A 13,741-nucleotide genomic window follows, 5' to 3' on the forward strand; every position below is an offset into this window, starting at 1 on the left:
GCGCCGGACGTCAGCGGACGCTGACGTCCAGGGTCCCGAGCGAACCCGCACGTCGTACGGCGATCGAGCCGTACGGCGTGCGCAGGCGCAGCCAGGACCCGAGCGAGAGCAGCGCCAGGTCCCGCGCCCCGGCCGAGGGACGCAGGAACCCCAGGGACTGGGCCGCGTGCACGGCCCGTACCGGAAGCCCGGTGTCGCCGACCGTCCGGGACCAGATCTCCCGTCCGATCCGGTCGAGTGCGGCGCGGGTACGGCCCTCGGGGGCGAGTTCCTCGGTACGGCCCCGGAACTCGGCGACGGCCGCGCCGACCAGCGCCCGCAGCGCGTCGGGCGCCGGCAGTCCGGGCTCGGCGCGCCAGCCGCCGCGCGGCGGCAGGACACCGGCCCACGGCGGCCCGGTGACGGCGGGCGGCACGGCGGCCGTGGCCGCGCTCTCGTCCACCGCCTCCAGCAGCTCCCCCGCGGACACGGTGGCGTCCAGGGTGACGTCGAGCCCGTCCTCGTACGGCTTGGCGAGGCGTACGGCACGGATCGCGAGCACCTCGAAGGAGGGCGGCCGGCCGAACACGGCGAGTGCCGTCCCGGCCGCCTGGAGGCGCACCGCGGCTCCACGGTCGTAGTGGAGCAGCCGGGAGAGGAAGGCCGCGAGGTCCGCCGCCTCCCCCTCGTCGGCGAGGTGGAGCACCGTCATGCGGCGACGGCCTCCTCGGCGTCGTCGCGGTACTCGTTCAGGAACTCGCGTTCCTCCGCCGTGATCCGGCGCGGTCGCTGTGCCGCGAAGTCGAACGGCACGATGACCGTCGACGCGGTGACGTAGACCTGGTCGTCGTCCTTCACCTCGTAGGTGATGGTGAAGGACGCCGCCCTTATCTCCGTGACCCACAGCTCGATGTCCACGGGCGAGTGCCGGTGGACGAGCTGGCGTTTGTAGTCGATCTCGTGGCGCGCCACCACGGACCCCTGCTGGAAGTCCTTCTCCGGGCGGAACAGGAAGTCGATGCGGGCCTCCTCCAGATAGCGGAGGAACACCACGTTGTTGACGTGGCCGTACGCGTCCATGTCCGCCCAGCGCAGCGGGCAGCGGTAGATGTGCCGCAAGATCGATCAGCCCCGGGTCAGCTTCTTGTAGGTGGCGCGGTGCGGACGGGCGGCGTCCGCACCCAGCCGCTCGATCTTGTTCTTCTCGTACGACTCGAAGTTCCCCTCGAACCAGAACCACTTGGACTCGCCCTCGTAGGCGAGGATGTGGGTGGCGACCCGGTCGAGGAACCACCGGTCGTGGGAGACGACCACGGCGCAGCCGGGGAACTCCAGCAGCGCGTTCTCCAGGGAGGAGAGCGTCTCCACGTCGAGGTCGTTGGTCGGCTCGTCGAGGAGCAGCAGGTTGCCGCCCTGCTTGAGGGTGAGCGCGAGGTTGAGGCGGTTGCGCTCACCGCCGGAGAGCACGCCGGCCGGCTTCTGCTGGTCGGGGCCCTTGAAGCCGAAGGCGGACACGTACGCCCGCGACGGCATCTCGACCTGTCCGACATTGATGTAGTCGAGCTCGTCGCTGACGACGGCCCACAGGGTCTTCTTCGGGTCGATGTTCTCGCGGCTCTGGTCGACGTACGAGATCTTGACGGTCTCGCCGACCTTGATGTCGCCGGAGTCCGGGGTCTCGAGGCCCTGGATCATCTTGAACAGCGTGGTCTTGCCGGCGCCGTTCGGGCCGATGACGCCGACGATGCCGTTGCGCGGGAGGGTGAAGGACAGGTCCTCGATGAGGACCTTCTCGCCGAAGGCCTTGGAGAGGTTGTTGACCTCGACGACGATGGAACCGAGCCGCGGGCCCGGCGGGATCTGGATCTCCTCGAAGTCCAGCTTCCGCATCTTGTCGGCCTCGGCCGCCATCTCCTCGTACCGGGCGAGACGGGCCTTGGACTTGGCCTGACGCCCCTTGGCGTTGGACCGCACCCACTCGAGCTCTTCCTTCAGACGCTTCGCGCGCTTGGCGTCCTTCTGGCCCTCGACCTTGAGGCGGGTCGCCTTGGTGTCGAGGTAGGTGGAGTAGTTGCCCTCGTAGGGGTGGGCGCGACCGCGGTCGAGCTCCAGGATCCACTCGGCGACGTTGTCGAGGAAGTACCGGTCGTGGGTGACGGCGACGACGGTGCCGGGGTACTTCGCGAGGTGCTGCTCCAGCCACTGCACGGACTCGGCGTCCAGGTGGTTGGTGGGCTCGTCGAGCAGCAGCAGGTCGGGGGCCTCCAGCAGCAGCTTGCACAGCGCGACGCGGCGGCGCTCACCACCGGAGAGGTTGGTGACGGGCCAGTCGCCGGGCGGGCAGCCCAGGGCGTCCATGGCCTGCTCCAGCTGGGTGTCCAGGTCCCACGCGTTGGCGTGGTCGAGGTCCTCCTGGAGCTTGCCCATCTCGTCGAGCAGCGCGTCCGAGTAGTCGGTCGCCATCAGCTCGGCGACCTCGTTGAACCGCTTGAGCTTGCCCATGACCTCGGCGGCGCCGTCCTGCACGTTCTCCAGGACGGTCTTGGACTCGTCGAGCGGCGGCTCCTGGAGCAGCATGCCGACGCTGTATCCGGGCGACAGGAACGCGTCGCCGTTGGAGGGCTGCTCCAGCCCCGCCATGATCTTCAGAACGGTGGACTTACCGGCGCCGTTCGGGCCGACCACACCGATCTTCGCGCCGGGCAGGAAGCTCAGCGTTACGTCGTCAAGGATGACCTTGTCGCCGTGTGCCTTGCGCGTCTTGCGCATGGTGTAGATGTACTCAGCCAAGAGAAACCGTCCGGCAGCTTGAAATCTGGCAGTGGGCAGATACACCCCATCTTGCCGGACGGCTACCCCTGGGGGGAAACCCGTTCGGGCCGGGGGCGCTGACCTGGTCTTTCACCGTTGACAGGTGCGGGACGTCTGTCGTTGTCGGTCCCGGTCCGGCCGGTTGGCCCACGACGGACACCTTCGATTCAGCCGCCTGAACCTCAGCAAGCCGCGCCGCTGGGGAAGCTGCGATCGTTTGAGCACGAGCCCGTCAGCCGTTGCCTTCCCTGTCGTCGACGAACCGCGTTTCGAGAGCGTCGCTGTAGCCGCTGAGAGGGTCGTCGGTCTCAAGGACGGCGAAACGGCACCTGCTGTCGCCGAGTGACAGCAGGGAGGTACGTTCGGCGCGCAGTCCGCTGACCGCGGGGTCGATCGCCTTCATGAAGTTCACGTCGAACGCGCACATCACCGTCGTGACGGGCGTGGCGTCGTGGCGGGCGAAGAAATCGCGCCAGAAGCAGCGCCTGACGTTCATCTCGAAAAGGCCAGGCTCCGGTCGTTGAAAGTCGAACTCGAAGTGAGCGGGGTAGAGCTTCACCATCACACGGCACGTCTTCTCGATCTTGTCGAGCGCGTGGTCCCGCTCGTTGAGCGTCGAGAAGGTCATGTCGTACGGGCGCCTCAGCACCGGGCTCATCGCGTGCTGGAGATAGCGGATCGTACGCCGTTCGTCCCCGTCGAACAGGGGGACCAGCTTCTCGAAGGCGGCCAGTACCACCGCACCGATCGCCAGCGCACCCTTCGACGATCCGTCGGTGGCCAAGTCCTCGTCCGCGTCGACGATTTCGTCCGCCCGCGCGCGGATCGCGTCGATCAGCTCGCCCTCGCGATCGGGTGCCACATGGTGGAGGTGTTTGCGGACCTCGCCCAGAAACTTGCGGGGCATGACGCGACCCATCAACCAGTGGGCCTCTGCTCCGATTGCCTTGTCGATGGCGTTCATAAAGTCACCCTGCCCACTGATCGCGATCAGAGACGGCCAAAGGGGTGCGACCTCGATGGGGGCTTCGGCCCCGTTCCTCGATCCCCGACTTTGTGAAAGAGCGTACTGCCGGGCCTATCCGGACGCGACCCAGCGCCGTGCGCGGGCGATTGCCGGGGTTGGCCGGTGGCGACGAAACTTCCTCGCATGCAGCTGCACGGCGTCGAACCTCCCGGGCTGGAATGAATGGTGCGGCTTCTCCGCGAGCACGGCCGGCGATCCATGGGCCGTGCGGACTGCTCGGGCACGTGCTTGCGGCACCGCCGGTCCTCGACGTCGTCATGAAGCACGCGATCGGGCGGCGCGTTCTGCGGACGAACCTCCTCCCCAGGGGAAGGAGTCGACGGCTGTCACCAAGACCAGCAACGCCGTGGACAAGCGGTCCTTGATGAACGCGGACCAGGCCGCGTGGCGGAAAGCGGCAGCACGCCTTCTTCGCCGCGCTGTACTGCTGCGGCCTGCGGCCGGAGGAAGCCGTAGCCATGCGGGTACAGGACGTGACGCCTCCTGGCCCCGACGCCCGAGACCTGGCGCGAGTTGCTGATGCACACGGCGACACCGGAGATCGGCAAGCAGTGGACCGACACCGGGGAGATCCACGAGGAACGTGACCTCAAGGGTCGTGCCGAGGGCGACACGCGTACCGTGCCGGGGCATCCCACGCGGGCTCGGTCATTCGCGCCTCACGAAGTGGCTCAATGACGGAATTCCACCCGCCCAGGTGGCCGAATGGGCCGGGAACAGCGTCCGGTGCTGCCGGCCACATACACGCGGTGCTTCGAGGGGCGGCTTCCTGGCCTGAAAAGGCGGCTGGAGGCCGCGGGGGAGCTTCCCGAGCCGACCGACGCGGGCTGAGTCTTCCCGCCGAGAACTTCGACACGTATTCGACAGGGCCACCCGCGAAAGCCCGGTGACAGCCGGACCGCCCCGGAACCTCCCCTTGATCGTCAGGGGGGTGTCCGGGGCTTGTCGTGTCGCGTGAAACATGCCCTGAACAGCAAAAATGCCCTCCCGGAGGGAGGGCGGAGACTTGCGCCCCCGGCAGGACTCGAACCTGCGGCCAAGCGCTTAGAAGGCGCCTGCTCTATCCACTGAGCTACGGGGGCCGGATGGGGTGGCCTCGTACGTGCTGCCCGGGTGTGGGGCGATCCGTGACGTTGCCGGGGACAAGGATAGGGCTCCCGGTTCCTTGTCCCGGTTGCTTCGCCTCCGTGGCTCAATGTGGAGGTTCGGTGAAGCGGTCCTGATAATCGCAGGCAGGTGCGAATCGTGCATCGCTTTTGGCGTCTCGCGACCCGGGTGTTGTGCACTCGTTATGCCTGGGCTGTGCCTGTGTCCCAGTCGCCCCTTCCGTCCCTTGTGTCCTATCGGCGCGCAGACATGCCTATATGCTTCATAAATCCCCTAAAATTGGGCATTCTTCGCATGTGGTGACCTTGGACGTACGGCCTCAATTGCTCGACGCACTCTCCGCCCTGCGCGACCGTGTCGCCGCCGCACGCTTCCCGCTGCCCCTGGCGGGGGCGCCACGCGCGCGTGCCAACCGCGACGAACTGCTCGCCCAGCTCGACGACTACTTGGTGCCCCGCCTCAGACAGCCCGAAGCGCCGCTCCTGGCCGTCATCGGCGGCTCCACCGGCGCGGGCAAGTCGACCCTCGTCAACTCCCTGGTCGGGCGGCGCGTCAGCGAGGCGGGGGTGCTGCGCCCGACGACCCGGACCCCGGTGCTGGTCTGCCATCCGGAGGACCATCACTGGTTCAGCGGTATGCGCGTCCTGCCCGGCCTCACGCGCGCGTGGGTGCCCCATCAGGAGTCCACGGACGACCTGTTGCCGCCCGGCGACGACGGCCGGCGCGTCCTGCGCATCGAGACCGCCGAGACCCTCCCGCCCGGCCTCGCCCTCCTCGACGCCCCCGACATCGACTCCCTCATCGCCGACAACCGCGCCCTCGCCGCCGAACTGATCTGCGCCGCCGACATCTGGGTGATGGTCACCACGGCCGCCCGCTACGCCGACGCCGTGCCCTGGCATCTGCTGCGCACCGCCAAGGAGTACGACGCCACCCTCGTCACCGTCCTGGACCGCGTACCCCACCAGGTCGTCGCCGAGGTGTCCCGGCAGTACGGTGCCCTGCTCACCAAGGCCGGCCTCGGCGAGGTACCCCGCTTCACCGTCCCCGAACTCCCCGAGTCCGCCTGGGGCGGTGGGCTGCTTCCGGCCACCGCCGTGGCCCCGCTGCGGACCTGGCTCGTCCACCACGCCCAGGACCCCGGCGCCCGCCACCACGTCCTCGCCCGCACCGCCCACGGCGTCCTCGACTCCCTCAAGTCCCGGATGCCGGAACTCGCCGGCGCCGCCGCCGCGCAGTACGCCGCCGCGCTCCGGCTCACCACCACCGTGGAGAAGGCGTACGACAGCGAGTACGCGCGCGTGCGGGGCCGGTTGCAGAACGGCGCCGTCCTCGCCGGGGACGCCCTCAAACGCTGGCGGGCCTTCCCCCTGGACTGCACCGCGGGCGAACTCCTCGACGCCCTGGCGGAGAGCCTGGCCGCCCTGCTGCTGTGCGCCGTCACCGCCGCCGACGAACGCGTCGACGAGGCCTGGCGCCGCGAACCCGCCTCCGCCGCACCGGCCCTGACGGACGCCGAGTCCACCCCGGAACACGCCGAACACCGCATCGGGATGGCCGTACGACGGTGGCGGCGGGAGCTGGAGGAGTACGCGGAGGACGAAGTGCGCGCCCTGGAACGCGGCGCCGCCGACCCCGAGGCGATCGCCGCCCTCGTCGCCACCGCCCTGCTGGGCGGCCGCCGGGCCCGCACCGCGGGCGAGGGCCTCGCCGAACGGCTCGGCGCCCACGGCGCGCTGCGGCTGCGCGACCGCGGCGGACGGCTGCTCACCGAACACCTGGACCGCGTCCTGCACGCCGAACGCGAGCGCCGCCTCGCCCCCCTCGACGGACTCGACGTCCACGCCGAACCCCAGGCCGAACTCATCGCCGCGCTGTCCGTACTGCAGAAGGAGAGGTGACCGGTGACCGCCGTCACTGACGAGGACCACACGGATCGCACGGATCGCACGGATCGCACGGAACGCACGGCCCAGACGGATCGCACGGAACGCAAGTCCAAGGACGCCGCCGAGGAGGCCCCTGGGCAGGCCGCGTCCCGCGCGGAGGCCGGCGGCGCCGCCACGGACCCCGTCGCCGAAGCGGTCGGCGCGTGGGACGACGGTCTCATCGCGCGCCGGGTGAACGAGGGTGCGGGCGGCGAACAGGCCGCCGTGGTGGAGGTCCGGACCGGTGCCGCGCCTGCCGGGGGCCCGCCCGTCTACGACGGCCCCCTGCGCTCCCGGCTCGAGGCGCTGCGCGAACTCGTGGGCCTGTCCCGCACCCGCCTCGACAACAGGACGCTCGCCGAGGCCGGCCATGTGCTCGACGAGGCGGCGGCGCGGCGCAAGCTCTCCGGGCAGCACACCGTCGTCGCCCTCGCGGGCGCCACCGGCAGCGGCAAGTCCCAGCTGTTCAACACGCTCGCCGGGGTGCCCATCTCGGAGACCGGCGTACGGCGCCCGACGACCGCCGCGCCCATCGCGTGCAGCTGGAGCGACGGCGCCGCCAGCCTCATCGACCGCCTCGGCATCCCGGGCCGGCTGCGCAGACGGCCGGCGCAGAGCGCGGAGGCGGAGGCCCAGCTGCGCGGGCTCGTCCTGATCGACCTGCCCGACCACGACTCCGCCGCCGTGGCGCACCGCGAGCAGGTGGACCGCATCCTGAAGCTGGTCGACGCGGTCGTCTGGGTGGTGGACCCGGAGAAGTACGCCGACGCCATGCTCCACGAGCGGTATCTGCGGCCCCTGGCGGGGCACGCCGAGGTGATGTTCGTCGTCCTCAACCAGGTCGACCGGCTGCCCGGCGAGGCCGCGGAACTCGTCCTCGACGATCTGCGGCGGCTCCTCGACGAGGACGGCATCGCCCTCGGCGAGTACGGCGAACCGGGCGCCACCGTCCTCGCCATGTCCGCGCTCACCGGGGACGGCGTCGGCGAATTGCGCGAGCTGCTCGGCCAGTTCGTCGCGGAGCGCGGTGCGGCGGGCCGCCGGGTCTCGGCCGACGTGGACGCCGCCGCGGCCCGGCTGCGGCCCGTCTACGTCACCGGGCAGCGCACCGGGCTCAGCGAGGAGGCACGGGAGGAGTTCGCCGACCGGCTCGCGGACGCGGTGGGCGCCACCGCGGCGGGCGAGGCCGCCGAGCGCGCCTGGCTGCGCAACGCGGGCCGGGCCTGCGGGACACCGTGGCTGCGGCTGTGGCGGTGGTGCCAGGGCGAGGTGGACCCGATCACCGGCCGGTTCCCGGCCCGCACCCAGGCCGACGAGGAGGCCACGGCCCGCCAGCGCGTCGAGCAGGCGGTGCGGACGGTGTCCGAGCGGGCCTCCGGCGGGCTGCCCGCGCCCTGGGCGCAGGCGGTGCGGGAGGCGGCCGTACGCGGCTCCCAGGGGCTGCCCGAGGCGCTGGACGAGCTGGCCGCCCGGGCCGGACTGCCGCCCGGGCGGCCACCGCGACCGGGGTGGTGGCCGGTGGCCGTGCTGGCGCAGGCGGCCATGACGCTGCTCCAGGTCGTCGGCGGGCTGTGGCTGGTGGGGCAGATCGCCGGGGTCATGGACCCGAACCTGGGGGTGCCGGTGCTGCTGATGGTGGCCGGGATCGTCGGCGGTCCGCTGGTGGAGTGGAGCTGCCGGCTGGCGGCCCGGGGCCCGGCCCGGCGGTACGGGCAGGACGCGGAACGGCGTCTGCGCGAGGCCGCCGCCGGCTGCGGCCGGGCCCGGGTCCTGGACCCTCTGGCGGCGGAGCTGCTGCGGTATCGGGAGGTCCGGGAGCAGTACGGGAGGGTGGTGGGGGCGGGGGCCGGGGCGGCAGCGCGTTGAGCCGGGCCGGGCGGGTGAGTGCCGGGGCGTGCTGCAGGCGGCGTGCGAGGCGTGATCCACAGGCTGGGGAGTGATCCACAAGTGGATCACCGGGGCTCACTCGTCCGGGTGGTGGAGTTGTCCACGGACGCGCGGTGATCCACAGGGCGCGGCGGGCCCGGCCCGGCGGAGGCAGTCTGGCCGTGCGGCGATCGCGAAGGACGCGGTCGACGCGACGACCGCAGCCGTACGGGACGGGCCCGTACGCGTGTCCGGGAGGGGTTCGACGATGAACGAGACGATCGTGTGCGCGGTGGGGAACGTGGCGACGCAGCCGGTCTACCGGGAGCTGGCGGCGGGACCGTCGGCGCGGTTCCGGCTGGCGGTGACCGCGCGCTACTGGGACCGCGAGAAGGGCGCCTGGGCCGACGGGCACACCAACTTCTTCACGGTGTGGGCCAACCGGCAGCTGGCCGTGAACGCGTCGGCGTCGCTGAACGTCGGCGATCCGGTGATCGTGCAGGGCCGGCTCAAGGTGCGCACGGAGACGCGGGAGGGGCAGCAGAACTGGACCTCGGCCGACATCGACGCGGTGTCGATCGGTCACGACATCGCACGCGGCACCTCGGCCTTCCGACGCTCGGTCAGGCCCGAGCCGGCCGTCGTCGGCGCCCCCGCCCGGCCCGAACCCGACTGGGAGACACCGGCACCGGGAGCCCAACAGCTCGGTGAAGCGGTGGCGGTGACGTGATGTCGGGCGGTGCCCCGAGCTGACCGGTGGGCGGCTTATCGGCGGATCCATCCGCGTTGCCCGGTGGATTTGTCGATAAGCGCCGCGCACGGCACGCCTGTTGACGATCTTGGGGATAACGATTCCGAGTCGGATCACCCATCCGATGACATGACCGGGAAACCGGGTGCGCGGGCGTCTCTAGGATGCCGATCGTGGCTCACGGGGCTTCTGATTCCGCTGGCGGGACCGTACCCCCACGTCAACGAGTCCTGCTCGAAGGGGAATTGCGTTGATTTCTTCGTTCTCGGCGCCGTCCGCGCGTCCGCGCGGCGCTGCCCGCTTCGCCGCGTCGACACTGGTCTGCGGACTCGTCGCCGCCGCGGGCATGATCGCGTCCGCGGGCTCGGCCGCCGCCGACGAGACCACGCAGACCCAGGGCGGAGCCACCGCGACCATGGGCGGCCTCAAGACGTACGGCGCGGCGGTCCTCCATGACGACGGCGGGGACCAGGAGATCTCGGCGGGCCTGTTCGAGATGTCCGTCGATGGCGGCGGCACCCTCCAGACCTACTGCGTCGACCTGCACAACCCCACCCAGCGGGACGCCAAGTACCAGGAGACGCCGTCGAGCGGCACCTCGCTGGGCGCCAACGACGACGCGGGCCGGATCCGTTGGATCCTGAAGAACTCCTACCCCCAGGTCAACGATCTGGCCTCGCTGGCGGCGAAGGCCGGCATCGCCGGCGGACTCACCGAGCAGGACGCGGCGGCGGGCACCCAGGTGGCGATCTGGCGCTACTCGGACGACGCGGACGTGGACGCCGTCGACCCGCAGGCCGAACAGCTCGCGGACTATCTCCAGAAGGCCGCCCGGGACACGGCCGAGCCGCAGGCGTCCCTGACGCTCGACGCCCCGGCCGTCTCGGGCCACCCCGGTGAGCCGATCGGACCGGTGACGGTGCACACGGGCGCGAGCACGGTGACGGTCGCACCGCCGGTGGACGCCGGTATCACCGGGGTGCGGATCGTCGGCAGGGACGGCAAGCCGGTCACGACCGCGAGGGACGGCAGCGAGCTGTTCTTCGACGTCCCCGCCGACGCCGAGCCGGGCTCCGCCGAACTGACGGTCCAGGCCTCCACGACCATCCCGGTCGGCCGTGCCTTCACCTCGGAGAGCCGCAGCCAGACCCAGATCCTGGCCGGCTCCAGCGAGTCGACGGTGTCGGCGACGGCGACCGCGAGCTGGGCGAAGCAGGGTGCCGTACCGGCCCTGTCGGCGGCGAAGAACTGCGCCGAGAGCGGTGTGGACATCACCGTGGCCAACCAGGGCGACGAGGCCTTCACCTTCGACCTGATGGGCGCCGAGCACGCCATCCCGGCGGGCGCCTCCCGGACGGTGACGATCCCGCTCCAGGAGGACCAGCCCTACGACTTCACGATCACCGGCCTCCAGGGCGCCGAGTCCCGCTTCACCGGCCTCCTGGACTGCCGGACCCGGACCGCGGAGACCTCGGACCTGACCACCCAGACCCTCAGCGACCCCAGCCCGGCCACCGTCGGCGGCACCACCGCCACCGACACCAACCTCGCCGAGACGGGCGGCTCCAGCGCCACCCCGATCATCGCGGGCACGGCCATCGGCCTGGTGGTGATCGGAGGGGCGGCGCTGCTGCTGGTGGGTCGCAAGGAGAACCGGGCGCAGGACTGAGGGGTTCGCCGCGACAGGCTTATTCCGCTTCCCTCTTGAGGGATTCCCATCGCTGGGAGAGGGATTCTGCGCGGCGTGCCGATTCCAGGTTCTCCTGGCCGGACAGGGACAGCCGGAGCGTCATGTATTCGCGTTCCCAGTCGGTGATCACCTCGTAGACGTTCTCTGCGGGTGCCGTGGACGAGGTGTCGTCGGCCAGGCTTCCGTTCAGCGCCTTCCGCAGATCCAAGGTCGCGTTGAGGTAGGCGAATCGCGTGACGCGGTTGAGCCGATCGCGGTCGATCGCCGTCTCGAACTGCAGGCGGCCGCGCCGGTAGAAGTCCCACCACTTGGGATCGCCTGAATCCGCCAGGTCCTCGGCTCGATTCACAAGGATCGTGCCATGGGTGGTCCTGGTGTAGACGTCGTCGTAGAGAGTGACCGCTCTGCCGGCGAAGGAGTCGGCCTTCTCCCATCGCCGCTGCCCCTTGGCGTATTTCGCCCGCTGTTCCCAGAATCGGGCGTTCCAGTCTCCGAAGATCGGCAGGAGTTCGGAGAAGAACTCTGATTCCAGCTCCACGGTCGGGAAGTTCTTCCGCAACTGGCTCACCGTCATCAAGTAGCCGGCCAGGCGTGCGCCCCGGTTGCGCTCATGCAGACTTGCCCGGGTGGCGAGGGGGGAGAGGTTCTGGACGGTCGCGAGTACTTTCTTGAAGGCGGCGCGCTCGGACATGTCCGAGATCACCGCGTCCACCGTGTTCCCTCGCTGCCGGGCCAGCAGGATTTCTCCGGTCTGCTCGATCAGGGCACCCAGGTGCCCGTCCTTCTTGAGGGATTCGGCGAGCTCGCTGTTTCGCTGCCCCACGGCAATGGACGCCTCCAGGACTCCTACCGGGCGGGCGCCCTGAGCTGCGAGAGAAAGCAGGAGGACCAGGTTCTTCTTCCAGGTGGCGTCAAGCTCCTTGATCTCCGCCTGTATCCTCTTCCGGAACCCCGTGGCGTATTCGACGTCCACCAGCGCGGAGAAGATGTCCCGCCCCTTGAGCTGCTTCACCCGGTCCTGGTGTCGTACCCCTTCGAGTGCCCCGAGACGGCCGAATTTCTCCAGGTGTCCGACGATCTGCTGAGCGTCCTTGTGCCCGAGTTTGTTCGGCACCCTTGTCACCATACGGGGGTAGTCGCCCGAAAGGCGCCCCTCCATCCGGAGGTGATTCCGGGGATCCTCGGTGACGGTGACGTAGATGCGCACGTTGCTGTCCTGCGCCGCGGCGTTGAGGAGCTCGTCGACGTCATTGGCGAAGTCTGCGCCCGAGTCGATGAGGAGGACCGTCGGCCGTCCGTCGCGGCAGGACTTGATCATCAGGTCGGCGTCGAACCTTGATGATCCGTCAAAAATGAAGACATCGACATGACTTCGGATGAAACTGCGCGCCGACAGCAGAAGGCCGCTGGACGCCCCCGAAAGCCTCGGGGCGTAGATGATGTGAAGCCGTGATCCTGCGGATTCGTCACTCAGCCATTGAGTGAAGTCACGCCGCACCGCCTTCATCCATTCGAGCTCCGAGACGTTGCCGTCCAGCACATCCCTCCAGACGGGGGCGTCTCCTCCCAGATAATCGTGTGCCCTGGGGTAGGGGGCGGACCGGTTCGTCTGGAGGCGGGAGAACTGCGGAATGGAGAGCATCTGGGCGTCCTCGAGTTCCCGCAGGGACGCCTCGTCGAGACCGAGCTCCTCCTCCCAGGCCTCGAGGAAATCCTCTCCGGTCATGCGGACGATCCTGTATCCGCGCGCCTCGAGTTCCCAGGCGTTGTCTTCCGGAATTCCGGGGTCGACGATGATCGATGGCGCGGTGGCACAGGGCGAGGATCCCAGCAGGGCCGCCTCCACGTCGGGATCCCCGAGAATGCTCGCCCCGATGACGACGAAGGGCTTGGTGCTCAGACACCCGTCCAGCACCTGCTTCCAGACGCGCTTCTCACTGGCGAGCTGCTGATACTCGGTCAGTGAGAAAATGAGGCCTTTCGGGTTCGGTCCGATCACATGCCCGTGGAGATGCACGACTTCCAGACCGCCCGTCTCCGAGAACGGGTCGTCGAAGTTCACCGTCCGCAGCCGTCGGCGGGTCTTTTCCCTGGCCGCCTCGAAGGCGTTCTCGAATGCGTCGTCGATATTGAGGGTCCATACTCGGTTCCATGGCATGATGGCCAGCTTGTGGAACCATTCATCGTGTTCGGCTCCGGAGAAGACCGACTTCAGGAAGCGCCAGACCTTTTCGGGCGAGCTGACCACCAGGGCTCGCTGGTATGCCCGATGAAGTGAGATCGAGTCGGTGATCCGAGCGTTCTTGAATTCCTCTCCGAGGACGGAGACCAGCCCTTTCGCGTCGGGGAGCGCGCCCCTGCTGTTGCTGGCTCCCTTGCTTGCCCCGGCGCCAAGGAGGAGATGGTATTCGCCACCTCTCGCAGCGTTTCTCGCAGACTTCAGATCCTTGGCGCTGAGACCCAGCTTTGAATCGCTCATCGGCATGCCCTTGTCTCCCGTTGATGGAGTCGATGCCGGACCTGAGGGCCAGTTATCACGGCACTCCGAACTCCGCCCATCAGTTTAGCGAGGAACGCCTTAC

At 69.6% G+C, this 13,741-nt stretch carries 9 protein-coding genes and 1 tRNA gene; 4 read left to right on the top strand and 6 right to left on the bottom strand.

Annotated features, from left to right (window positions below; all coding sequences use genetic code 11):
* Positions 1 to 10: 10 nt before the first annotated feature.
* From ABZ464_RS16765 to ABZ464_RS16785, 5 genes are all read right to left on the bottom strand, one after another.
* Positions 11 to 691, bottom strand: a complete 681-nt coding sequence (locus ABZ464_RS16765; RefSeq protein WP_359277021.1) for a hypothetical protein — start codon at positions 689 to 691, stop codon at positions 11 to 13.
* Entirely contained in the window at positions 688 to 1,098 is a 411-nt protein-coding gene (locus ABZ464_RS16770) for a thioesterase family protein (RefSeq protein WP_359277023.1), read from the bottom strand. The genes ABZ464_RS16765 and ABZ464_RS16770 overlap by 4 nt, the downstream gene beginning before the upstream one ends.
* Positions 1,099 to 1,104: 6 nt before the next feature.
* Entirely contained in the window at positions 1,105 to 2,769 is a 1,665-nt protein-coding gene (gene ettA / locus ABZ464_RS16775) for an energy-dependent translational throttle protein EttA (RefSeq protein ID WP_359277026.1), read from the bottom strand.
* 253 nt (positions 2,770 to 3,022) lie between these two features.
* Positions 3,023 to 3,754, bottom strand: a complete 732-nt coding sequence (locus tag ABZ464_RS16780; protein ID WP_359277029.1) for an L-2-amino-thiazoline-4-carboxylic acid hydrolase — start codon at positions 3,752 to 3,754, stop codon at positions 3,023 to 3,025.
* Between the two features lie 1,072 nt (positions 3,755 to 4,826).
* Positions 4,827 to 4,899: transfer RNA gene (locus ABZ464_RS16785), tRNA-Arg, on the bottom strand.
* 321 nt (positions 4,900 to 5,220) lie between these two features.
* Here ABZ464_RS16785 and ABZ464_RS16790 point away from each other — a divergent pair.
* The 4 genes from ABZ464_RS16790 to ABZ464_RS16805 all read left to right on the top strand — a co-directional run bounded on the left by ABZ464_RS16790 (position 5,221) and on the right by ABZ464_RS16805 (position 11,138).
* Entirely contained in the window at positions 5,221 to 6,825 is a 1,605-nt protein-coding gene (locus ABZ464_RS16790; RefSeq protein WP_359277032.1) for a dynamin family protein, read from the top strand.
* Positions 6,826 to 6,828: 3 nt separating this feature from the next.
* Positions 6,829 to 8,718, top strand: a complete 1,890-nt coding sequence (locus ABZ464_RS16795) for a YfjP family GTPase (RefSeq protein WP_359277035.1) — start codon at positions 6,829 to 6,831, stop codon at positions 8,716 to 8,718.
* 268 nt (positions 8,719 to 8,986) lie between these two features.
* Entirely contained in the window at positions 8,987 to 9,448 is a 462-nt protein-coding gene (locus ABZ464_RS16800; RefSeq protein WP_359277038.1) for a single-stranded DNA-binding protein, read from the top strand.
* 271 nt (positions 9,449 to 9,719) lie between these two features.
* On the top strand, positions 9,720 to 11,138 hold the full coding sequence (locus ABZ464_RS16805) for a thioester domain-containing protein (protein ID WP_359277041.1): 1,419 nt from the start codon (positions 9,720 to 9,722) through the stop codon (positions 11,136 to 11,138).
* 19 nt (positions 11,139 to 11,157) lie between these two features.
* Here the strand turns inward: ABZ464_RS16805 and ABZ464_RS16810 are convergent, their stop codons facing one another.
* A complete protein-coding gene (locus ABZ464_RS16810; protein WP_359277044.1) occupies positions 11,158 to 13,638 on the bottom strand; it encodes an SIR2 family protein in 2,481 nt (826 codons plus the stop codon).
* Between the last annotated feature and the right edge of the window lie 103 nt (positions 13,639 to 13,741).

The organism is Streptomyces sp. NPDC005820 (assembly GCF_040630255.1).
GTDB lineage: Bacteria > Actinomycetota > Actinomycetes > Streptomycetales > Streptomycetaceae > Streptomyces.

Excerpts from the sequence above, each read along its gene's own strand:
- ABZ464_RS16765 (WP_359277021.1), bottom strand. The coding sequence starts at position 691 with ATGACGGTGCTCCACCTCGCCGACGAGGGGGAGGCGGCGGACCTCGCG.
- ABZ464_RS16780 (WP_359277029.1), bottom strand. The coding sequence starts at position 3,754 with ATGAACGCCATCGACAAGGCAATCGGAGCAGAGGCCCACTGGTTGATG.
- ABZ464_RS16800 (WP_359277038.1), top strand. The coding sequence starts at position 8,987 with ATGAACGAGACGATCGTGTGCGCGGTGGGGAACGTGGCGACGCAGCCG.
- ABZ464_RS16810 (WP_359277044.1), bottom strand. The coding sequence starts at position 13,638 with ATGAGCGATTCAAAGCTGGGTCTCAGCGCCAAGGATCTGAAGTCTGCG.